This is a genomic window from Streptomyces sp. WMMC940, assembly GCF_027460265.1.
Taxonomy (GTDB): domain Bacteria; phylum Actinomycetota; class Actinomycetes; order Streptomycetales; family Streptomycetaceae; genus Streptomyces.
Genome location: NZ_JAPZBC010000001.1, coordinates 7,385,273 through 7,406,943, shown reverse-complemented (window position 1 = coordinate 7,406,943; position 21,671 = coordinate 7,385,273). Strand labels below are relative to the sequence as shown.

The following is a 21,671-nucleotide window of genomic DNA, read 5'->3' as shown; positions in this document are numbered from 1 at the left end:
AGTGGTGATGACGCAGCCGTCCCCCGTACGCCGTCCGGCGGTCGAGCACCCGATCATCCCGCTCACCGCCCCCGCCGCCCGCCCGGTCCGCCTCGACCTCGGGGGCGACGCCGTCGGTCCCACCGAAACCCGCGCCCTCGGCGACGCCTCGGACGGCACCGGGGCCCTCGACCCGGGCCTACCGCCCTCCGGGCACAGCCCCGGTGCCCCCGCCGACCCGACCGGTGACGCCGAAGCCACCGCCCCGCCCGGCAGCCCGCCGAGCCGTCCGGAACCGCGCCGCACCGGCCTGACCCGCCGCGGTGCCAAGGCGCTTCCGGCGGCCGTCCCCGACGGTCCACTCGTGGAACGCGTCGGTCCCCGCCCCCGTCTCCCCCGCAGGAGGGAGCGCCACCACCCGCGGCTGCGGCCCGTCTCCGGGCCCACCGCACACCGCGACCCGCGTGCGAAAGGAAGTGTTCACCGGTGAGCTCCTTCCCACCCGAAGCAGCTACGGCCTGGCGACGGATCCGCCACCATGCCGTGCCCCCTTGGATGATCGAGCAGGCCACCGCGCACCGCCTCGCCGGGGACTGGGCCGCCGCCTGCGCCGCGGCCCGCGTGGACCTCGCCTTCGACCCGGCGGACATCGCCGCCCGTCACGGCGCCGAGACGGCCGCCGTACTCCTGGACGACCTGCGGTACTTCGTGCCCGACCTGCTGCGCTGGCACCTGCCCCGTTACGCACGAGGCGGCCATACCCGGCTCGTTCCCGGCACGACGGTTCTGCTGGCCCGCTACGGTCCATCCGCCGAACGGCCGGCCGGGCCCTTGCTCTGCATAACGACCCCGGGCCGGCCGGTAGGCCCCCAACGCCTCGTGCTGCACTGCGCGATCCCCGGTGTCCAGGAGTTCCTCGGCAACACCGGTCCCCGTGTCCACGACTGGACCTCGGCCCGTCACCTGTGGGACGCCCGGCACACGGCCGCGCTCCGCGAGCGGTGCGGCGGCGGCCGGGACCGGGCACCGTTCTGCCGCGCCGACGGCACGCCTCTGCCGCCGGACGAGCTGCCCACGGCCGATCCCGGCTCCGGCGACGCGGCGGCCCGCACCGAGTGGATCACCCGGCTGCACGAGCAGGGCGAACTGGAAGCGGCGTTCGCCGCCGCGGGCATCGGCCTCGATCTGACCCCGCCCGCCACCAAGAGCTGGTACCGCGTGGAGCCGGACTCCCTGCTGCGCGGGTGCCCCCTCGCTCTCCCCCGCCTCACCTCCGAGGTCCGGCGGCTCTCCCGGGAGCGAGGAAGCAGCAGCTTCCAGATCCCGCAGAACCGCGGAGCGGCCATCCTGCTGGAGCTCTCCGAGCCCGGCCCTTCCGGGTCGCTCCGGGCGAGCCTGGCCGTGCCCGACCAGCTCGCAACCGTGCCACACATGCCCGAAGCCCTCTGGCGCCGACTGCCCGACCTCGATCTCGTCCGGAACGGGCATGTGACACCCGCACGGTTGCACCCACTGGTCGTCGGGGCGCTGTTCCCCGCGCTGGAGGTCACCGAGGGCGCCCCGGGACCACCGGGTCCGAAGGCCCCCGAACCGTTCCGCGTGCGTTGCCGGGGCCAGTGGCACCGGGTCGCCTGGGCCGACGGCGGCCTCCGGATGCCCCACGCCGAGGAGGAGCAGCGCCGGGAACGCGCCCTGCGCGCCCTCGGCGGTGCCGTCACCGGTTGCTTCGCCGTGGAGCAGGCCTGGACGTCCGCCTCCGGCCGGCTGCCGAAGGCACTGCGCGCCCAGCGGTCCGATCTCTTCCGGTACGCCGAGCACGGCGACACCCCGGGCGTGCGGGCACTCCTGGACACGGGCGTCAACCCGCACGTTCGCGACGGTGCCGGACGCACCCTGCTGCACGCCCTTTACCTCCTGGACCACGAGGAGTTGCTGCCCCGGCTGCTGGCGGCGGGAGCTGACCTGGAGGCCACGGACGACTTCGGCCGGACGCCGCTGTTCACGGCCGCCTCCGAAGGAGGATCGCGCACCTTCGTGGAGGCGCTGATCGACGCCGGAGCGAGGATCGACACGGTGGTCCCGCCGGACATGTCCCTGGCCCACGTCATCAGGCTCCGCAGAAGGGGCGACCTGGCCTTCCTCCGCGACCGCGTCCGCAGTGAACATCCCGGCCTCGGCGACGACGCGTGGGAGGCACGGGCTCGCGTCTCGGAGACCAGGACGAAGAAGAAGACGACCGATGAGGACACGCACACGTGACCGCCGCCACCGCCCGGCCCGGCCCGGCTCACCCGGCCGGCCCGCTCGCCGCCGCCGACGCGGTCAACCGCGCGCTGGGCGCCACCCGTACCGAGCCGGCCGCCAACCCCCGGCTGGAGGCCCTCGCCCTCGCGGTGACGGCCAACCAGCCGGTGCTGCTGTGGGGTGAGCCCGGCATCGGCAAGTCCGCCGGACTCCGACAGCTGGCCGCGGGGCTCGGCCTGCCGCTGGAGACGGTCATCGCCAGCGTGCACGAGCCGTCCGACTTCGCCGGCCTGCCCGTCGTCGGCGACGAGCCCGCCACCACCGGCGTGCCCATGGCTCCTCCCGACTGGGCGGTCCGTCTCGCCCGCACCGGACACGGACTGCTCTTCTTCGACGAGCTGTCCTCCGCGCCGCCCGCCGTCCAAGCAGCACTGCTGCGCGTGGTCCTCGAGCGTCGCGTCGGGAGCCTGGCCCTGCCCGAGGCCGTCCGGATCGTCGCCGCCGCGAACCCGCCGTCGAGCGCCGCCGACGGCTGGCACCTGAGCCCGCCGCTCGCCAACCGGTTCGTGCACCTGAGCTGGACCCACGACCCGCACACCGTCGCCCGGGGCATGGCCGGCACCTGGCCGGAGTTCGCCGTCCCCGTCGTCGATCCCGCGAAGGCCCCCGGCGCGGCCGCCCGCGCCCGTGGTGTGGTCTCCGGCTTCCTCACCGCTCGCCCCGGGCTGGTCCACCACATCCCCGGCGACGCCGAGAGCCGGGGCCGGGCCTGGCCCTCACCCCGCACCTGGGAGATGGCCCTGCGGATGCTCGCCATCGGCTACGCGACCGGGGCCGGCCGCGAGGCCCTGGCGGCCGCGCTCACGGGCGCCGTCGGCGACGGCGCGGGCATCGAACTGCTGTCGTTTCTGGAGCACCTCGACCTGCCGGACCCGGACCGGGTCCTGGCCGCCCCGGACGCCTTCGCCCTGCCCGAGCGCGGCGACCGGCAGTTGGCCTTCCTCATCGCCGTGGTGGCTGCCGTCCGCAGCGACCTCACCCGGGAACGCTGGGAGGCGGGCTGGGCGGTTCTCGCCAAGGCCGTCGACGCGGGTGTGCCCGACGTCGCCGCCCGCGCCGCCACCGATCTCGCCGCGATGCGCCGCACCGACTGGCCGGTGCCCGCGGGCATCGACGCGTTCCTGGACCTGCTCAGGCAGTCCGGCGCCCTGGCCGACGGCTGAGGACCCGGCCGCCATGAGCCACGGGCCGGAGCCGACGCTCGACATGACCAAACTGCTCGCCGCGCGCTACCGCGCGGCGACCGAACGCCCGTACCTGGCGTCGGCCCTGTACGCCCTGACGGTGGTTCCCTCCCGCCACGTCCCGACCATGGGTGTGGACCGGCACTGGCGCTGCTACGTGTCTGCGGCGTTCGTGGACGCGACGCCCGTACCGGAACTCGCCGCCGTGTGGGTGCACGAGGCGTCCCACGTGCTGCGCGACCACCACGGCCGGGCCGACAGGCTCCCCTCGGCCGACCGGCTCGACCGCTACCGCGTCAACGTCGCTCAGGACTGCGAGATCAACGACGACCTCCTCGCCGACGGTCTTCCCCTCCCCGAGGGACGGATGGAGCCCCGCCGTTTCGGCCTGCCGGAAGGGCAGTTGTTCGAGGCATACGTCGACCGGCTCCCGCCCGACCTGCGCGCACCCGACTGCGGGTCCGGCGCCCATGGGCAGAGGGTGCCGTGGGAGCTGGGGGGACCGCACGGCCCCGCCCGCCTCGGCCCGGCCGAGGCGGAGGCCCTGCGCCGCACCACTGCCGAGGCCATGCGGGCCCACCGGCGAGCCCGGGGCACCCTCCCCGCCGGCTGGCGGCGCTGGGCGGAACAGATCCTGGAACCCACCGTGGACTGGCGCCAGGCGCTGTCCGGCGCGGTACGGGCGGCCGCGGCGTGGGCGGGCGGCGCCGTCGACTACACCTATCGGCGCCCGTCCCGCCGCACTCCGGCGCTGCGCGGGGTGGTCCTGCCGAGTCTGCGGCGCCCGCTGCCGCGCGTGGCCGTCGTGGTGGACACCTCCGGCTCCATGGGCGAGGACGAACTCACCGCCGCCATGGCCGAGATCACCGGAGTGCTGCGGGAGGTCGGCGTGCGGGACGACCGGGTCACGGTGCTGGCGTGCGACGCCGAAGTGCACACCGTGTCAAGGGTGACCTCGGCAGAACAGATCGAACTGGCCGGGGGCGGGGGCACGGACATGCGCGTCGGGATCGGGGCGGCCCTCGCCCGGCCCGACCGGCCCGACCTCGTCGTCGTCCTGACGGACGGTCATACGCCCTGGCCCGATGCCGAACCCTCCTCCTGCCGGGTTGTCGCCGCGCTGATCGGCTCCGACGCTCCGGCCCCTCCCTGCTGGGTGGAGACGGTGCGGGTCCCACTGGACGGGGCCTGAACTCCAGCGACGCCATGGGCCACACGGCCTTGGCGCGCACAGGTTCCTCGGCGATCGCGCGCGGCGTCGGGTACGAGCGTCCGCCGACGACGGGGACCGGGCGGCGACCCGGGCGGACCGGCGTTGCACGAGGTCCGGGTGTGAGCCGAGGAACCACCGTGGGGAGACTCTGCGGTGAGGCCGAGTCGGCGAGGACGCGGCTGCCGCGGAGCAGCCGCGTCCTCGCGGGGGACCGTCAGACCCCGGCCGTCTCGGGCTCGCGGGCAGGTTCCGCGGACTCGGCGGTGTCGCCGAGTTCCTTGCGGAGCCTTTCGCCCTCGACGTCGACGTTCGGCAGGACGCGGTCCAGCCATGTGGGCAGCCACCACGCGTTGGTGCCCAACAGGGCGAGCACGGCGGGAACGATGGCCATGCGCACGACGAAGGCGTCGAAGAGGACCGCGATGGCGAGACCGAAGCCCATCATCTTGATCATGTCGTCGTCTTCCATGATGAACCCGGAGAAGACACTGATCATGATGATCGCGGCTGCCGCGACTACCCGGCCGCCGTGGGTGAAGCCGGTGGTGACAGACTCGGCGGCGGACGATCCGTGGACGTAGGCCTCGCGCATACGGGTCACGAGGAAGACCTCGTAGTCCATCGCCAGTCCGAAGACCACGCCGATCATGAATATGGGCATCATCGACATGATCGGGCCCGGCTGGTCCACCCCGAACACGTCCGCGAGCCAGCCCCACTGGAACACCGCGACCACCGCGCCGAGCGCCGCCGCCACCGAGAGCAGGAAGCCCAGGGCCGCCTTCAGCGGGACGAGGACGGAGCGGAACACCAGCATCAGGAGCAGGAAGGCGAGGCCGACGACCAGGGCGAGGTACGGGATCAGCGCATCGTCCAGGGTCTGGGAGAAGTCGATCGTCATCGCGGTCATGCCCGTGACCAGGATGGTCGCGCCCGTGTCGGACCTGATGCCGTCGGACAGGGAGCGGATGTCCTTGACCAGTTCCTCGGTGGCCGCGTCGCTCGGCCCGGTCCTGGGCACGACGGTGAGGACCGCGGTGTCGCCCTGCTCGTTGAAGTTCGCCGGGGTGACGGCGGCGGCCTCGCCAAGGCCGCTGATCTCCTTGCCGACGGTCGCGGCGGCTGCCTTCGCGTCGTCGGCGCCCCGCGTGTCGACGGTGACCATCAGCGGGCCGTTGAACCCGGCACCGAAGGACTCGGACAGCATGTCGTACGCCTTGCGCTGGGTGGTGTCGGGGGCCGAGCTGCCCTCGTCCGGCAGGCCCAGCTCCAGGCTGGTGGCCGGCACGGCAACGACGCCGAGGCCGATCACCGCGGTGAGCAGCACGGTCACCGGACGGCGCAGCACGAAGCGGGCCCAGCGAGTGCCGAGCTTCGGCGCGGCGGACGCCGTCCGCTGTCCGGCGGCCGCCTTGCGGTCCCTGCGGCTGAGTGCCTTCCTGCCGGCGAAGCCGAGCAGCGCCGGGGTCATGGTGAGCGCGATCAGCACGGCGATGCCGACCGTGGCGGCGGCGGCCAGACCCATCTTGGTGAGGATCGGAATGTTGACCACCGCGAGGCCCGCCAGGGCCACGATGACGGTGAGTCCCGCGAAGACCACGGCGGAGCCGGCGGTGCCGACCGCGCGTCCCGCGGCCTCCTCGGGCGTGCGGCCCTCGGCGATCTCGGCGCGGTAGCGCGAGACGATGAACAGGGCGTAGTCGATGGCGACCGCCAGGCCGATCATCGTGGCGAGCGTGGAGGTCGTGGCGGACAGCTCCAGTGTGCTGCCGAGTGCCGCGATACCGGAGATGCCGATGCCGACTCCGATGATCGCCGAGAGCAGCGGCATACCGGCCGCGACGAGAGAGCCGAAGGTCAGCACGAGCACGACGGCCGCAACACCGATGCCGATCAGCTCGGCGGTGCCGCCCATCTCCTGCTCGGCCATGACCGCGTCACCGCCGGTTTCGACGGTGAAGCCGCCGCTGCGTGCGTCGTCGGTGGCCGCGGTGAGCGACTCGCGGGCCCGGTCGGTCAACTCCATGGCGCTGACGGTGTACGTCACCGAGGCGTACGCGGTCGTGCCGTCCTGACTGACGGCGTCCGCCTCGAACGGGTCGGCCACCGAGGCGACCTGCGGGCCTTCCCCGAGGGCGGTGACCAGCTGTTCGACCGTGGTCTTGCCGGCCGGGTCGGAGATCTTCGCGCCCTCGGGGGCGCGGATCACGACTCGCGCCGTGGCGCCTTCGGCCCCGGCCGCCGGGAAACGCTCATCGAGCAGGTCGAACGCCTTCTGGGACTCGGTGCCGGGCATGGAGAAGGAGTCTTCGGGAGGGGCGGGGGCGGCGGACGCGGCAACGCCGGCGCCCACGAGTACGGCCACCCACAGCAGGGCGATGAGACCGCGGCGCCGGAAGGCGCGTCGGCCGAGTCGATAGAGGAACGTAGCCACCTGGGACCAATCCGTCGGATACGGGCAGGACGAGACCCGGCAGATGGGGAGGCAGGGGTTCTGACCGGGCTACCCGTTCATGCTCGCCCGGGTTGGGCCTCATTTGATCCGCCCCTGGGGCTGGACCGGCGTACTGCATCGGGTGTAGCGCGGCTCCGTGCGCCTCTCCCCCGAGGAGTAGATCCACATATGCGTGTACGCCGCATTTCGTTCCCTCACCGAACCAGTGCCTGCCGGCCGGCCATCGGCCGTCGCGTTCCGCCCAGGGCCGCAGCGGACGATCCCGAGCTCCGCGAACAGGCTCGTGAAGGGCGGATGCGTCGCACGACGGCGGCCCGGCCGCCGGACACGGGATCTGTCAACTGAACGGGACCGGCTCGCAGTCGGTGGTGACACCGCGTGCCCGTCAGGAGTGGGGGTGCGGCGGCGGAGGCCGGGATCGAACCGCTGGTGGCCGGCCCGCAGCATCTCGAAGGCCCAACGAGGTGTCAGGGTCCGGGCGTCGGCCATGGCAGCGGACTGCGGCCGGGGCGGGGCCGGCCACTGCTCCCATCGGCCGATCCTGCCTCTGCTCGTCCGTACGTTCCAGGCGCGCCGGAGCCGCGCCACGGGTGCGCGGGGAGGACATCGGCGTCATGATCGGCGCCGGAGGGAGTCCACGGCCTCGATCAGCGATGAGCGCCACCCCCGCGAAGAGAAGGGCACGATCATGGAAGATTCCGCCCCCGTCCCGGACGGCTCCGGAGTGCCGTCCTCATCTGTCGGCCGCTCGGCTCTGCGGGTGTTCGTCCTCTCCGGCTCGTCCCGGACCGGCTCCCTCAACGAGCGCCTGGCCATGCTCGTCGGCAGGCTCGTCGGACGGGCGGGCGCCCTGGTCGACCTCGCCGGCCTGCGCGACTTCTCCGTTCCCCCGTACGACGGGGACGCCGAGGAGGCGAAGGGGCCTCCGCCGGGCTCCACGGCCCTGCGGGAGCGGATCGAGGCCGCGCAGGCCCTCGTCATCGCCTCCCCCGAGTACAACGCCTCGGTACCGGGCACCGTGAAGAACGCCGTCGACTGGGTCTCCCGCTTCCGGCCGCAGCCCTTCAAGGACAAGCAGACGCTGCTGGTCTCGGCGTCACCGTCCATGGTGGGCGGCAACCGGGGCCTGTGGGCCCTTCGCGTACCCCTGGAGCACCTCGGGGCCCGCGTCTACCCCGGCATGTTCAGTCTCGCCGCCGCTCACCAGGCTTTCACCGACAGTGGTGACCTGACCGACGGCGGGCTCCAGGAGCGTCTCGGGGCGACCGTGAACTCGTTCCTGGACCTGGTCGAGGCGGACATCCAGTACCCGTGCCTGCAGCACCGCTGGTACGAGTTCCTCGGCGACCGCAGCAGTGCCCCGGTCACCCAGCGCGCCGAGTCCTGAACCCGGAGGACGGGTACCGAGCCCCGGGATCCCGACAATCGGGCGACGCACCCCGGCGACGTGCTCACTCCGGTTGCCGGGCCGGGGTTCGTCGTCGACACGGACGACGAACCCCGGCCTCGAGGGCGCATCAGGCCACGGCTGCCATCACGCTCCATTTCTTGGCCGCTGAACGCTGTCCCTCGTTCCCCGGAGACGTGCGGTTCTGCGCAGCCGTCGGTGCGTCGCCGTCCGTGAGAAGCCCGATCAGTGACGTGCGAGCGCGGGCCACACGCGAACGCACCGTCCCGATCGGGCAGCCCATCGCCTCGGCCGCCTCGGCGTAGGGAAGTCCCAGGAGTTGGGTGACGACGAAAGCCTCCCGACGTTCGGCCGGAATCTGCGCCAGGAGTTCGGCGAGTGCGATCCCGTCCTCGAACCCCGGCATTCCACGCGGCTGGGTCTCCTCGGCCACCGCTTGCCAGTCGTCCCGATCGGACAGACGGGGACGTGCGGCCGCGTGCCGGAGGCTGTCCACCACGGTGCGTCGGGCTATCGAGAGCAGCCAGGTGCGGGCCGAGGAACGCCCTTCGAACCGGTGGAGGCTGCCCAGAGCCCTGAGGAAGGTCTCCTGGGTGAGGTCGTCCGCCGCCTGTCTGTCGGCGCTGAGGTAGGCGACGTAGCGCCAGATGTCGCGGTGGAGGGCCCGCACGAACTGCTCGACGGCGGCGGGGTCTCCGGTACGCGCGGTGAGGGCCAATCGAGTCACTGTCGCGTCGGTGTCGATCCCGTGTTCGAGCTGGTCCGGGTCGGATTGCAGGGTCATGGCAAGTCTCATCGCCAGAGGTCCTTCGGGAGATCCGGCGCCGCTGCGAGACGGCGTGAGTCCGGTGAGTGGTACGGCCTGCCGGATGGCACGGCCGATGCCCGAAGCACGCGAGGGGCGTGCCTTCGAGGAGCCGGCTGTCAGACGACAGCGATCCTCGCGGGTGGACCCCGAGTGGTGAAGGCGCCGACGAGCAGCATCTCGCGCGGCGGTGTTGACTGGCGTGACCTGCGGACATGGATGCGCGAGCGGTGCGCCGGCACCAGGGGACGGTGCATCGACCTCAGCGGAGCCAGCAACCAACCGGCGAACGCGCGCAGCAGACGGAAGACGGCCCGCTCGCCGTGAGCGAGCCAGACACCGCACAGCACTGCGGCGGCCAGGTGTGCGGCCAGCATGCCGAAGGGTGAGGCGTGTCCGCTGACGGCGTGTCCGACCGCCGGAACGGCGCTCTCGGTGATGGCCCCCGCAGCGTGATGGAGGTGGGTTCCGGCGCTGGGCATCCCGGAGTGCGTACCGGGGACGAGCAGGTGAGCCGACTCGGTCAGGGTGGTGGCGTGGAGGCCCCCACCGGCGGCTGCCGGACCGGAGGATCCGCCGGCCGCAGTGGTTCCGCAGAGCAGGTAGTCGGCCCACTGTCTCCCGAGGGGGGCGCTCTGCGGCAGCCGGGGACGTACGGCCGCCTGGGCGAGGGAGAAGCAGGAGTGCAGGACGCCTTGGGTGAGGACGGTGGCCGAGGTGACGACGAGGAAGCCGCGTTCACATGTGGTGAGCGCCCAGCCCGTCGCGCACGCGGCGACGAACGCACCTGCCACGGCCCACCACGGCACATGGATGCCCGACATCAGGACGTGGCCGACGGCGGCGAGCAGCACGCAGGTGGCTGCGAACGTGGCAGCCCGTACCGCGCGGCAACATCGGCCTGAGGTCATGGCGGACTCATCCTCGCATCCCGTCGCCTGGTGGAGCACCGGCTGGTACGGATCCTCGACGACGGAAATCTCATTCCCTGTCTGTGTTGTACGCCACAAGACCTGTGCGGAACCGGGGGGTTGAGCGACCCGACTACCTCTCGTGGGCGCAGGACGGATTGCGACGGGAGAGGGGACAGCGGTGGCGGTGGCGACAACGGACGGGCAAGGCCGGGGGGGCCGGGGGCTGACGGCAGTACTCACGAGCGCAATGGCCTTCTCGATGCTGCAACTGTTCCTTCTCGGCGCCCTGGGCCCCCGCCTGGTCGGGGAACTCGGCATCTCTGCCACGCTGCTCGGCCTCACGACGACGATCGGCTTCGGAACCGCGGCGGTGCTGTCGCCCGTCAGCGGACGGATCGTGGACTGGATAGGCCCTCGCCGCGGGCTCGTCGTGCTGTTGCTGGTCGCGGCGGCGGCACTTGCGGCGATCGGCGCGGCGCCCGGAGCCGGGCTGCTGCTCGGGGCCGTCGCGCTCGGCGGACTGCCCCAGGCACTGGCCAACCCCGCGACGAACAAGGCGATTCTGGCCGTGATCCCCACCGAGCGACGGGGAGCGGTCACCGGGCTGAAGCAGTCGGGCGTGCAACTGGGCGCCTTCGCTGCCGGACTGCCCCTCGCGGCTCTGGCCGGTGGCATCGGATGGCGAGGGGCGGTGTGGACCGCTGCCGGTTCGGCCGTGACGGTGGCGGTGTGGACCCTGCGAGCGCTGCCTGCCGATCCGCCCCGGCCCAGCGCCGCGGTGCCACGTGCCGCCCTGGGCCGGGGACGGCACATCGTCTGGCTGGCGGTGTACTCCCTTTTCCTGGGCTGCGGTATCGCCTCCGTCAACACCTATCTCTCGCTCTTCGGGGCGCAGAGACTCCGCCTGGGGCCGACGGCGGCCGCCGCTCTGGTGGCCGTGCTGGGCGTCGCCGGGATCGCCGGGCGGGTGGGCTGGGCGAAGGCCGCCCGGCCGGGACGTGCCGAGTGGCTGCCGGGGTGGCTCGGCGCCGGGGCCGTCGGCGCGGCCGGGCTGCTTGCGGCGGCACTCCTCGTTCCCCCGTTGGCATGGGTGGCGGCCGTGGCAGTGGGGGTGTTCGCGGTGTCGGGCAATGCCGTGTCCATGGTGCTGGTCATGCAGCGGGCGGTCCCCGGTCGGGCGGGCCAGGATTCGGCACTCGTCGCCGCCGGGTTCTTCGCGGGGTTCGCCGTCGGGCCCCCGCTCTTCGGACTCCTGGCCGAAGCGGGTCACTACGGATGGGGATGGCTGTGCGTGGCGGTGGAGTTCGCGGCGGCCGCCGCGGTCGCCTTCGTGTGGGCCGGGCGCGACCGTCGTGAGCGGTCCGGGTCCCAGGCATGACGGCGAGGGTGGACCGACAGGACGCGCTGGCGTCGGTTCTCGACCGGGCGACCGTCACCCGAGCCGAGGTCGGCGTGCGGTTTCCGCTGTTCGCCGATCCGTGTGACGGCCGCTGGACCACGACCGGCCGCGGTTCGTGGACCGGTGGTTTCTGGGCGGGATTGCTGTGGCTGCGCGCGCGCTGGACGGGCGCGGCCGAGGACCGGGACGCCGCGTCGTCGTGCCTGGCACGACTCGCGCCCTGGGCCGATGCCGACACGGCCACGCGGGGTCTGATCCTCTGGTACGGGACCGCGTTGGCGGCCGACGACGGTGCGGCCGCAGCGCTGCGCAAGCGTGCTGCCCGCGCGTGCCTGGAGTCCTGGGATCCGGAACTGGGCCTGGTGCCCTGGGGGTCGGCACTGGGCGGGCCCCGGTTGCTGGCGCGCGTCGACGGTGTGCCCGGCATGGTGCAGCTGCTGGCCTCTGCGGGTGGGGAGGGGGTGGCTGCGGCGGGTTCCCATCTCCATCGCCAGCTCGACCTCGGCCTGGACGTCGGTGGCGCGGCAGGTGGCCTCCTGCACCCGGCATGGGCTTTCGACGAGGGTGCGGGGTGGCGTCCCTGTGCGGACCCGCAGCCGGGTTGGAGCCGTGGACGCGCCTGGCTGCTGCTGGCCGTCGCCGACGCCCTGAACCGTCCCGAGGCGCCGGACTGGCGGCCCGAGCGTCTGCGGGCCGTTGTCGAGAGGTTGCTCGCCGAGGGCGATGTCCTTGCGGGACCGCTCGTCCCGCCTGCCGAGGAGTCCCGACCGGAGGGGCCCCCGGACACCTCGGCGGCCGCGATCACCGCTGTCGCGCTCCTCAAGCTGTCGCGCCTCGGCGGGCCGGGAGCCTCGGAGTTCTCGCGTCGGGCCGGTGCCGTACTGGACCATCTGGTCGGCACCCAGATGTCCGAGGGCGACGACGGCCGACCGGACGGCATGCTGCTCAACGGATGCTACGACGCCGGACGGGGCACTGCGGTCGGCCATGAACTCATCTGGGGTGACTTCTTCCTGGCCCTGGGGCTGGCGGCAGTCAGCGGACTCGTCGATGTCAGCGAGGTGTAGCCGGGTTCCGTCCGTAGGTGCGCAGAACGCGGCGGGCGACCGATGTGATGTGCAGTTCGTCCGGGCCGTCGAGGATGCGGGCGGCTCGGCCGGTGCGGAACAGCGCCGGAAGGGCCGTGTCCGGACCGAGTCCTGCGGCGCCGTGGATCTGGATGGCGGCATCGGTGACCTGCTGGAGCGTACGGGCCGCGGCGACCTTGGCGAGTCCGACCTCGGTGTGCGCGTCCCGTCCGGCGTCGAGGAGGGCCACCGCCTCGTGAACCAGCGGTCGTGTCGTACGCAGGGCGAGTAGTGCGTCGAACACGTGCTGCTGGACGAGTTGGTGGCCGGCGAGCGGTCCGCGGGATCCGGTTCGTGCGACGGCTCGTTCGCACATGAGGTCGAAGGCGCGTTGGGCCTGTCCGAGCCAACGCAGGCATCGCAGGGCACGTCCGAGCTGGAGCCGTTCTCCGGCCACCGCCAAGGCCCGGCCGCGCTCGCCGATCATGTGGTCGCCGGGCACGGTGACGTGGTCGAGCTCGATCTCCCACTGCCCACCGGCTCCGAACAGGGGCAGCTCGCGCCCCACCTGGAATCCGGGGGAGGCGGTCGGGACCAGCAGCAGGGAAAGGCCGTCCCGGTCACCGGCCGTGCCGTCGGTTCGGGCCAGGACCGTGACCAGATCGGCGTCCGCGGCCCCGGAGGTGAACCATTTGCGGCCGGTGATCGACCAGGTCCCGTCCGACTGCTGTTCGGCCCGCGTGGCGGTCAGGAACGGGTCCGTGCCGGGCACGTCCGGTTCGGTCATCGCGTAGCAGGACCGTATCTCCCCCGCCACCAGGCGTTCGAGGTAGAGCTCCCGGACCCGTGGGCCGCCGTGACGGGCGAGCATCCGTACGTCCAGCAGGGGCGCCGAACCCAGCGCCGCGGGACCGTGGTCGCTCGCGCCCTCGGCCTCGGCGATCTCGGCATAGGCGGCGAGCGTCAGACCGCCGCCACCCAGTTCCGCGGGCAGCGCCAGCGCCCACAGCCCCTCGGAGCGGGCCACACCGCGCAGCTCGGACAGAGCCCTTCCGGCGTCAGGCCCCCCTGCGTCCAGCACCCCTTCCCGCGGGACCACCCGGTTCCGCACGAATCCCTCAACCCGGTCCCGCAGGTGCTGCGTTGTCGCGGTGCCGTGGGGATGCCCGCTGCTCGTCCGCTCTGTACTCGCCACTGTTTTCCTCCAGTTGGGTGGGAACCCATGGGAACGTCCGTCCGACTCACTCTCCGTGGAACTGGTCGGGTGGAGACGCCCGGGAGTTCCCGCGTTCCGAACGACCCCCGGCGGCGGCCACCGCCGCGCCAGGAGAGGAGAGGCATGGCGTCACCAGTCACCACGAGGACGGTCCGGCCACTCGACACACTGCGTTTCGAGACGTCCGGACCGCCGGAGATCACGAGCGTCGTCACGGATCACTTGCTCCGCCTCGGTGCGCAGGCAGCCGGCTCGGTGTCCGGCACGGCACCGACCGGGCGAACCGTCCTGGCCGGCGGAGGCTTCCGTCCCGCGGAGGCGAGCACGACCTGGTCGGAGCCGGGGACCGGCATCGTCGACGAGGCCACCGTGCAGGCAGCGACCGGCCTCATGGGCGTGCACGGGCGCAAGCACGGGGTGCCGTGCGGCCTTGCGGCTGACTACACCGCCACCGCCACCGCCGTGCTGACCGTGCAGGGGCTGCTCGCGGGTCTGCTGGCCCAGGCAAGAGGCAGTGGCCCGACCCGGGTGTCCACCCGGGCCGACCACGCCGGGCTGCTGACCGTCTCCCAATATCTCGCCGCCGCCGGCGCCGACGAAGGGGAAGCCGCCGACATCGCCGCCGGAGGGCCGCCTTTCACCTCGGCCGAGGGCCTCCACTTCGAACTCGAGACTCTGGATCCGGCCGCGTGGGCCGCCTTCTGGCGCGCCCTGGACACGCCGGCGGACGCCGTCCGGAGCGGCTGGCGGCCGTTCCAGTTCCGGTACGCCACGGCCTGCGCTCCCTTTCCGCCGGCCCTGCACGCCACGACCCGGCGGTACCCGCTGGCACGGATCCGCCGGGCCGCTTCGGACGCCGGCGCCCAGGTGTGCGTCCTGGGAACGCTGGCCGGCAGGGCAGCGGAGCACGAGGACGCCGACCCCTGGCGGCTGAGCCTCCTCGATCCCTGCGGCGACCGGCCCGGCCCGCCGGTTCCGCCGCCTCCCGGGCGTCCGCTGGCCGGAACCACGGTGTTGGAGGCCGGCAGACGCATCCAGGCGCCGCTCGCCGCGCATCTGCTCGGGCTGCTCGGTGCCGAAGTGATCCGGATCGAGCCGCCGGGCGGGGACCCGCTGCGGGGTATGCCGCCCGCCTCCTCGGGCATCTCGGCCCGCTGGCTCGCCCTCAACCGGGGCAAGGACGCTGTCGAGATCGACATCAAAGCGGACGCGGACCGCCGCCGACTGCGCGAAATGGCGGCCGAAGCCGATGTCTTCCTGCACAACTGGGCGCCGGGCAAGGCCTCCGAGCTGGGCCTGGACAGCCGCGACCTCGCCTCGGTCAATCCCGCCCTCGTGTATGCGTACACCAGCGGTTGGGCCGGCAGGGTCGCCGATGCCCCCATGGGTACCGATTTCATGGTCCAGGCCCGCACCGGGGTCGGCGAGGCAGTGCGCCCCGACGGCGAGGTGCCGGCGCCGTCCCTGATGACGCTCCTCGACGTGCTGGGCGGGCTGCTGGGAGCGGAGGCGATCCTCGCCGGGCTGCTGCAGCGCGAACGATCCGGGCACGGCGTGCACGTCGAGTCCTCGCTGCTCGGTGCTGCCGAGATCCTGACCGCTCCCGCACTGGCCCGAGCGGCGCACGGCGAGAACCCCCGTAGGCCCGCAGGGTTCCGCCGCCCCCTGCCGACCGCCGACGGCTGGGTTGCCCCCTGCGACGACTCGGCTGTCGACGCGGCCGCACACGACCTGCGGGAACTGACCACGGCCGACGCGGTGCAGCAGTTGCGCGCGGACGGCCTGACCGCCACCTCGGTCACCACCGATCTGTCCAGCCTGCACCGTGATCCGCGCTTCGCCGGTTCGATCGGCCGCGACGCGCACGGTGCACCCGCCGTTCCCGACCCCTGGAGCTTCGTGTGACCGTCGAACTGCACGACCTGCTGCCCGCCGATCTCCGCCGCTCATGGGTGGTCGACGGGACCTGCCCCGACCTCGACCTCTACAGCCTCTTCCGTGCACGCCAGATCTCGGACCTGCACCGCACCGCCGTCCTCGACGGCAAGGGCAAGCTCTGCTACACCGCCCTGGACCGCAAAGTCCGACGTCTCGCCGGAGGGCTCAGGGATCTGGGCATAGGTCCCGGTGATGTGGTCGGCGTCCAGTTGCCCAACGATCGCAACGCGGTCATCGCCGATCTCGCACTCGCGGCGCTGGGCGCGATCGCTCTGCCGTTCCCCGTCGGCCGCGGGAGCCTGGAGGCGGAGTGCCTGCTGCGGCGGGCCGAAGCCGTCGCCGTCATCGCGGCGACCGAGCACCGCGGCACACGGCACGCCGCCGACCTCTTCACCCTGTCCGCAGCCCTGCCGGCGTTGCGTCACGTCGTCGCCGCAGGCTCGGACACCGCCCCCGAAGGAACGATTCCGCTCGCTCGGCTGATGCGCTCCGACCCGAGCGGCTTCGTCGCGGCGCGCCCCCACCCGGACAGCGCGGCCCGGATCCTCGTCTCCTCCGGCTCCGAAGCGGAGCCGAAGATGGTCGCCTACTCGCACAACGCCCTCGCGGGAGGGCGGGGCAACTTCCTGGCCTCACTCATCACGGACGGCACCCCGCCCCGGTGCCTGTTCCTCGTACCGCTCTCCACCGCCTTCGGATCCAACGGCACCGCCGTCACCCTCGCCCGGCACGGCGGCACACTCGTCCTGCTCGACCACTTCACACCGGAGAGCGCCCTCGCGGCGATACGGGACCACAAGCCCACCCATGTGCTGGGCGTGCCGACCATGGTGCGCATGATGCTCGACCGGCTCGACGAAGCGGGCGGGGAACTCCCGGCTCCCACCGCCCTGGTCCTCGGTGGGGCACCGCTCGACGTCACGACCGCCGGCGCTGCGGCCGAGGCGTTCGGCTGCCCGGTGGTGAACCTCTACGGCTCCGCGGACGGCGTCAACTGCCATACCGGCCTCGACCACCGCACCCCGCCCACCGACAGCCACGGCGTGGTGGCGGGTCGCCCGGACCCCCGCGTGGCGGACATCCGCGTCACCGACCCGGACGACGGCGAAGTCCTGGACCGCGGCCGGATCGGTGAGATCGTCGCCCGCGGGCCGATGACCCCGCTCTGCTACGTGGGGGCACCGGACCTCGACGCCCGCTACCGCACGCCCGATGGCTGGGTACGCACCGGCGACCTCGGCTTCCTGGACGAGGAGGGCCTTCTCCATGTCGTCGGACGACTCAAGGACGTCGTCATCCGCGGCGGGGCCAACATCAGCCCCGCCGAGGTCGAGCGCGAACTCACCTCCCACCCCCTCGTCCGGGACGTGGTGTGCGTCGGCGTCCCGGACGCGCTGATGGGCGAAAGACTCGCGGCCTGTGTGGTGGTCCGCGGAGCAGAGGCCCCCACGCTCGAGGAACTGTGCGAGCACCTCACCACCCGCGGGCTGGAGCAGCGGAAGCGGCCCGAGCACCTGCTGGTGGTGGAAGAGCTCCCGCTGACTCCGGCCGGAAAGCCCGACCGGGCCGCGCTCCGGGAGCGCCTGTCCGCACCAGCGCCGTCGCCCGTAACGGCCGGGACGGGCTCACTCGCATCAGCCGGCTGACGGCCTCGAGCGGAACGACGAAGCGGGAGGGCACCGAGGTGCCCTCCCGCCCTTCGCGCTCACCGGGCAACAGGGGGCTACCGCGGCACTGCGAGGCATCGTCCCTGCTCGTGTCCGCCACGACCCGGTCGCGGCGGACGGACGGGCCGAGCGCTTTCCTGCGTCATGGCATGCACTGGCGACAGCCGGCGGCGGACCGCCCGCACGGCTGTGACGACCCGTGCCGCGCGGCACGCCTCAGGACGCGCCCATGGCCTTCTTCAGTTCCGTTGCCGCGTTGCGGTAGACCGGCAGCAGGTCCAGGTCGTCACCGGGGTAATTGACGATCTTCACCTGCTTCGCCCCTGAGTCGGGCAGCACCGGTCCGGTTGACATGTGGGCGTTGTCCAGGACCAGGGCGGGCTTCTTCTTCGACAGGTCGGCGAGCTGCGCCGGTGTCACGGGCTCGGGACCGTAGGTGCCGACCACGTTCGCTCCGGCGAGCTTCGCCGACCAGGCGGTGAACACCTGCGTGACGACATTCGGGCTCTTGCCGGCGGGCCAGGCCGTCTTCACATCGGCGGTCAGCTTGGCGTACTCGCCGGCGAAGGCGGTCTTCCATTCGGCTGCGGCATCCTCCGTACCGAACAGCTTGCCCAGCCGAGCCACCTCGGCACCGACCTTGTCGACGTCGTTGTCGAGATCGACTTCGACGAGTTCCGCCTTCGAGCCCGCTGCTTCCTTGATCTTCGCCGCGTACGGCTCGAAGGGCGCGTACAGCACGAAGTCGGCACCTGCGACGGCGGCGAGGTCGGAGGGTTTGGGGTCGTAGTCGGGAGCGTGGTGCACGGACTGGGGCACGATGACCTTCACGTCCTCGGCGCCTGCGGCCTTGGCGAAGGCGCCTTCCCACGTGGTGGTCACCACCACGACGGGCTTGTCCTTTGCACCGCCCTTTGCGCCGTCGGTGCCGGCCCTGGCCGACGTGTCGCCGTCGCCTTCCCCTCCGCAGCCGGCGGTCAGGAGCAGTGCGGTGCTCAGTGCGACGAGGGAAGCGATACGGACGCGGGTGCGCGCCATGAGGTGTTTCTCCGTTCGGGTACGAGATGGACAGCGAGGACGACCGCCCCCGCGGTGAGGACCAGGACCGGGCCGGGTGGCCAGTCCAGCCAGAGGGCCAACAGGAATCCCGCCGCGTTGACCACGACGCCGATACCGACCGCCCAAAGAGTGATCGACTTGAGGGAGCTGCCCAGCCGGCGCGCGGCGAGGGCGGGGAGCAGGGTGAGGGCGTCGACCAGGAGCGCGCCGGTCAGCTTGATGGCGCCGGCGACCGCGACGGCGACCAGGACCAGAAGCGCCACGGTGAGTCCACGCACCGGAACGCCCGAGCACTGGGCGAGTTCACGGTCGTACAGCAACAGCGCCACGTCCCGGCGGCGCCACCAGAACAGGCCCGGCACGAGTGCGGCGAGCACACCGAGGACGGTGAGGTCCGCGGCGCCCACCGAGAGGATGGAGCCCCACAGCAGGGCGAAGGCTCCGGAAGCGTTGACACCGGACACCGCGAGGACGAGGAGGGCGGCCGCGATGGCCAGGCTCATCAGCAGGCCCATCGCGCCGGACAGCCCGTCCGGCGTGCGTGCCAGTGGGGCGATGCCCGCGCCGGAGAGGGCGCACGCCAGGAGCGCGCAGAGCATCGGGTCGAGGCCCGTGAGGAGTCCGACGGCTATGCCGAGCAGGGCGACGTGCATCATCGCGAAGCGCACGGGCATGATGTCGAGCCCGACGATGATCACGCCGACGATCGGCAGGCCGACGGCCGCAAGCACGAGGGCGAAGCCCGCGCGCTGTACGGGAACGAGTTGCAGGAGTGCTCCGAGGTCGGCGGTCGCCAGGGTCACCGGCCCTCCCGGAGCCGTCCGGCGGCCATCTCGAGCACGCGGTCGCACCGTTCGGCGAGGGTACGGTCGTGGGTGACCACGACGAGCGTGACCGGCAGCGAGGTCAGCACGTCGGCTGCTTCCTCCTGTCCCGCGAAGTCGAGCGCCGCTGTGGGCTCGTCGGCCAGGAGCACCCCCGCGCCGGCCGCCACGGAACCGATCGCCCGCGCCAGGTACATACGCTGCAGTTGCCCTCCGGAGAGGGTGTGCAGCGGGCGCCGGGCCAGTGGGCCGACGCCGAGCCGGTCGGCGGCCTCTTGCGCCTCCACCGGCGCGCCACTGCTGGCGAGCAGTTCCTCCCCTCGAAGGGGAAACCTCCCGGCGGCCGGTTTCTGCGGGATCCAGGCGCACGACCGGCGCCGCCACGCCCACTCGGCCGCCGACTGCGCCCCTCGTCCTCCGACGAGAATGGTGCCTGCCACCTGTCTGTGCAGGCCGAGCACGGCTCGGAGCAGGGTCGTCTTCCCCGAACCGTTGGTCCCGGTGAGCGCCACGGTCTCGCCCGCCGCGATCTCGAGATCGATGTCGGCGACTGCTTCGACGCGGCCGTGACGGCAGGCAACGCCCCGCATATGTATGTCCAGCCCGCCCATCCACGTGTCCTTCCGGCCCTCGGCCACTGCCCGGACGAGCCCCACGAGCCCGCCCACGGGTGAGTAGTCGGCCCGAGTGGCGTGCCGGTTCCCGGCAGTCGACGAATTTCGCTTGCCCACGCGGACCGGTCGCGTGGGCAGGTGGTCACCCCGTTCCGGTCTCGTCGACCGGGTACGGCACGAAGGTGCTGCTGTTCTGATCGATCCGCAGGGTGCGGTCCAGGGGCGGCGCGGCCCGCTGGGGGCAGTCGAGGCGTTCGCAGACGCGGCAGCCCATGCCGATCGGGGTGGCGGCGGAGTGTCTGGTGAGGTCCAGGCCGTCGGAGTAGACGAGGCGGTGCGCGTGGCGGAGTTCGCAGCCGAGTCCGATGGCGTACGTCCTGCCGGGTTCGCCCCAGCCCCCGCGATGCCGGGTGATCGCACGAGCGGTCCACAAGTAGCGCTGACCGTCCGGCATTTCGGCGATCTGGACATGGATGCGGCCGGGCGAGGCGAATGCCTCGTAGACGTTCCACAGCGGGCAGGTGCCGCCTGCCCGGGAGAAGTGGAAGCCGGTGGCCGACTGCCGCTTGGACATGTTGCCCGCGCGGTCGACCCGGACGAACGAGAAGGGCACGCCGCGCAGTCGGGGACGCTGGAGAGTGCTGAGGCGGTGGCAGACGGTCTCGTAGCCCAGGCCGTAGTGGTCGGTGAGGCGTTCGATGTCGTAGCGCAACTCCTCAGCCGCCGTGTGGAAGGCGGTGTACGGAAGGATCAGTGCGGCGGCGAAGTAGTTGGCGATGCCGATGCGGGCCAGGGCGTGGGCGGGTGACCCTGGATCGAAGTCGTCGGCGGCCTGGCGGTCGAGGTCGCCGCCGTGTTCGAGGAGGGCGATCTGGGTGGCCATGCGGAAGGCGCGCTGGCCAGGGCGCAGACGGGTCGAGAGATGGAGAGTGCGGGTCGGCTCGTCGTAGTGGTGCAGGTGGTCGCCCGAGTCGGTGGACAGGCGGATGCCGTGGGCCTCCGCGAGGCGGGCGGTCAGGGCCCGGAGGACGTCGCCGGGCCGGATGCCGATCTCCTCGGCGAGGCGCTCGGCGGCGACGTCGGTGTCGTGGAGGTAGTTCTGGCGGCGGTAGAAGAAGTCGCGGATGTCCTCGTGCGCCGAGCGGGGCAGCTCATCCGACCCGCGGCCGTCGGCGGCTCCGGCCAGGCGCTCGGCCAGGTGCTGGTTGCGGCGCCCCAGGTCGAGGAGGACCTGCGCGACCGCGGGCATGCGCGAAGCCAATTCGGCGAGGTCGGAGCGGGAGACGCGGGCAGCGGCGATCTCACCGGTCAGCGCCTCGCGCAGGTCGGCCACGAGGCGGGCGGTGTCGCGCTCGGAGAAGAAGCCCGGGTCCACGCCGAACGTCTCGGTGAGCCTGAGCAGGACGGGCACGGTGAGCGGGCGCGAGTCGTGCTCCATCTGGTTCAGATAGCTCGGGGAGATACCCAGCACACGGGCCAGCTCCGCCTGACTCATCCGGCGCTCCTCGCGCAGCCGCCGCAGCCGCGCACCCGCGTAGGTCTTGCTCACCGTGCGTTCCTCCAGATCCGGGACGGGACTCCGTCAGCGTAGGCGAACCGGAGCCGCTCGCACCCTTCGCAAGATT

The 21,671-nt window shown here is 72.6% G+C and carries 17 protein-coding genes; 9 read left to right on the top strand and 8 right to left on the bottom strand.

The window, feature by feature from the left end:
- Nucleotides 1–7 precede the first annotated feature (7 nt).
- Genes O7595_RS32480 through O7595_RS32465 form a run of 4 tightly spaced genes read left to right on the top strand, consistent with a single transcriptional unit; the run spans nucleotide 8 to nucleotide 4,659 of the window.
- Nucleotides 8–469 (top strand): hypothetical protein, encoded by a 462-nt coding sequence (locus O7595_RS32480; protein ID WP_269732159.1) that lies wholly within the window; start codon nucleotides 8–10, stop codon nucleotides 467–469.
- Complete coding sequence (locus O7595_RS32475) at nucleotides 466–2,238, top strand: ankyrin repeat domain-containing protein (protein ID WP_269732158.1); 1,773 nt, start codon at nucleotides 466–468, stop codon at nucleotides 2,236–2,238. The genes O7595_RS32480 and O7595_RS32475 overlap by 4 nt, the downstream gene beginning before the upstream one ends.
- Nucleotides 2,235–3,446 (top strand): AAA family ATPase, encoded by a 1,212-nt coding sequence (locus O7595_RS32470; protein WP_269732157.1) that lies wholly within the window; start codon nucleotides 2,235–2,237, stop codon nucleotides 3,444–3,446. The genes O7595_RS32475 and O7595_RS32470 overlap by 4 nt, the downstream gene beginning before the upstream one ends.
- A gap of 13 nt (nucleotides 3,447–3,459) precedes the next feature.
- Nucleotides 3,460–4,659, top strand: coding sequence for a vWA domain-containing protein (locus tag O7595_RS32465; protein WP_269732156.1), 1,200 nt, complete (start codon nucleotides 3,460–3,462; stop codon nucleotides 4,657–4,659).
- 235 nt (nucleotides 4,660–4,894) lie between these two features.
- Here O7595_RS32465 and O7595_RS32460 read toward each other — a convergent pair whose 3' ends face one another.
- A complete protein-coding gene (locus O7595_RS32460; protein ID WP_269732155.1) occupies nucleotides 4,895–7,114 on the bottom strand; it encodes an MMPL family transporter in 2,220 nt (739 codons plus the stop codon).
- Nucleotides 7,115–7,823: 709 nt separating this feature from the next.
- Here O7595_RS32460 and O7595_RS32455 point away from each other — a divergent pair.
- Entirely contained in the window at nucleotides 7,824–8,522 is a 699-nt protein-coding gene (locus tag O7595_RS32455) for an NADPH-dependent FMN reductase (protein WP_269732154.1), read from the top strand.
- Nucleotides 8,523–8,652: 130 nt separating this feature from the next.
- Here O7595_RS32455 and O7595_RS32450 read toward each other — a convergent pair whose 3' ends face one another.
- Both O7595_RS32450 and O7595_RS32445 read right to left on the bottom strand, forming a co-directional pair.
- Nucleotides 8,653–9,327, bottom strand: coding sequence for a sigma-70 family RNA polymerase sigma factor (locus O7595_RS32450; protein ID WP_269732153.1), 675 nt, complete (start codon nucleotides 9,325–9,327; stop codon nucleotides 8,653–8,655).
- Nucleotides 9,328–9,467: 140 nt separating this feature from the next.
- Entirely contained in the window at nucleotides 9,468–10,259 is a 792-nt protein-coding gene (locus tag O7595_RS32445; protein ID WP_269732152.1) for a hypothetical protein, read from the bottom strand.
- Between the two features lie 250 nt (nucleotides 10,260–10,509).
- Here O7595_RS32445 and O7595_RS32440 point away from each other — a divergent pair, with 250 nt between their 5' ends.
- Complete coding sequence (locus O7595_RS32440; RefSeq protein ID WP_269732151.1) at nucleotides 10,510–11,640, top strand: MFS transporter; 1,131 nt, start codon at nucleotides 10,510–10,512, stop codon at nucleotides 11,638–11,640.
- Nucleotides 11,641–11,648: 8 nt separating this feature from the next.
- Nucleotides 11,649–12,728, top strand: coding sequence for a sugar ABC transporter permease (locus tag O7595_RS32435; RefSeq protein WP_269732150.1), 1,080 nt, complete (start codon nucleotides 11,649–11,651; stop codon nucleotides 12,726–12,728).
- On the opposite strand, the gene O7595_RS32430 is transcribed toward O7595_RS32435, so the two are convergent.
- Nucleotides 12,715–13,923 (bottom strand): acyl-CoA dehydrogenase family protein, encoded by a 1,209-nt coding sequence (locus tag O7595_RS32430; protein WP_269732149.1) that lies wholly within the window; start codon nucleotides 13,921–13,923, stop codon nucleotides 12,715–12,717. The genes O7595_RS32435 and O7595_RS32430 overlap by 14 nt on opposite strands.
- 144 nt (nucleotides 13,924–14,067) lie before the next feature.
- On the opposite strand from O7595_RS32430, the gene O7595_RS32425 reads away from it, so the two are divergent.
- Nucleotides 14,068–15,849, top strand: coding sequence for a CoA transferase (locus tag O7595_RS32425; protein ID WP_269732148.1), 1,782 nt, complete (start codon nucleotides 14,068–14,070; stop codon nucleotides 15,847–15,849).
- Nucleotides 15,846–17,528, top strand: coding sequence for a class I adenylate-forming enzyme family protein (locus O7595_RS32420; protein WP_269732147.1), 1,683 nt, complete (start codon nucleotides 15,846–15,848; stop codon nucleotides 17,526–17,528). Before O7595_RS32425 ends, O7595_RS32420 begins: the two co-directional genes overlap by 4 nt.
- Nucleotides 17,529–17,765: 237 nt before the next feature.
- On the opposite strand, the gene O7595_RS32415 is transcribed toward O7595_RS32420, so the two are convergent.
- From O7595_RS32415 to O7595_RS32400, 4 genes are all read right to left on the bottom strand, one after another.
- Nucleotides 17,766–18,587 carry a metal ABC transporter solute-binding protein, Zn/Mn family gene (locus O7595_RS32415; RefSeq protein ID WP_269732146.1) on the bottom strand — a complete coding sequence of 274 codons (822 nt, stop codon included), beginning with the start codon at nucleotides 18,585–18,587 and terminating at the stop codon, nucleotides 17,766–17,768.
- Nucleotides 18,545–19,411, bottom strand: a complete 867-nt coding sequence (locus O7595_RS32410) for a metal ABC transporter permease (protein ID WP_269732145.1) — start codon at nucleotides 19,409–19,411, stop codon at nucleotides 18,545–18,547. The genes O7595_RS32415 and O7595_RS32410 overlap by 43 nt, the downstream gene beginning before the upstream one ends.
- Entirely contained in the window at nucleotides 19,408–20,043 is a 636-nt protein-coding gene (locus O7595_RS32405; RefSeq protein ID WP_269732144.1) for a metal ABC transporter ATP-binding protein, read from the bottom strand. Before O7595_RS32405 ends, O7595_RS32410 begins: the two co-directional genes overlap by 4 nt.
- 145 nt (nucleotides 20,044–20,188) lie before the next feature.
- Nucleotides 20,189–21,595: a short-chain fatty acyl-CoA regulator family protein gene (locus O7595_RS32400; protein WP_269732143.1), complete on the bottom strand. Its 1,407-nt coding sequence runs from the start codon at nucleotides 21,593–21,595 to the stop codon at nucleotides 20,189–20,191.
- Nucleotides 21,596–21,671 lie beyond the last annotated feature (76 nt).

Excerpts from the sequence above, each read along its gene's own strand:
- O7595_RS32480 (WP_269732159.1), top strand. The coding sequence starts at position 8 with ATGACGCAGCCGTCCCCCGTACGCCGTCCGGCGGTCGAGCACCCGATC.
- O7595_RS32465 (WP_269732156.1), top strand. The coding sequence starts at position 3,460 with ATGAGCCACGGGCCGGAGCCGACGCTCGACATGACCAAACTGCTCGCC.
- O7595_RS32455 (WP_269732154.1), top strand. The coding sequence starts at position 7,824 with ATGGAAGATTCCGCCCCCGTCCCGGACGGCTCCGGAGTGCCGTCCTCA.
- O7595_RS32450 (WP_269732153.1), bottom strand. The coding sequence starts at position 9,327 with ATGACCCTGCAATCCGACCCGGACCAGCTCGAACACGGGATCGACACC.
- O7595_RS32445 (WP_269732152.1), bottom strand. The coding sequence starts at position 10,259 with ATGACCTCAGGCCGATGTTGCCGCGCGGTACGGGCTGCCACGTTCGCA.
- O7595_RS32440 (WP_269732151.1), top strand. The coding sequence starts at position 10,510 with ATGGCCTTCTCGATGCTGCAACTGTTCCTTCTCGGCGCCCTGGGCCCC.
- O7595_RS32425 (WP_269732148.1), top strand. The coding sequence starts at position 14,068 with ATGGCGTCACCAGTCACCACGAGGACGGTCCGGCCACTCGACACACTG.
- O7595_RS32415 (WP_269732146.1), bottom strand. The coding sequence starts at position 18,587 with ATGGCGCGCACCCGCGTCCGTATCGCTTCCCTCGTCGCACTGAGCACC.
- O7595_RS32405 (WP_269732144.1), bottom strand. The coding sequence starts at position 20,043 with ATGGGCGGGCTGGACATACATATGCGGGGCGTTGCCTGCCGTCACGGC.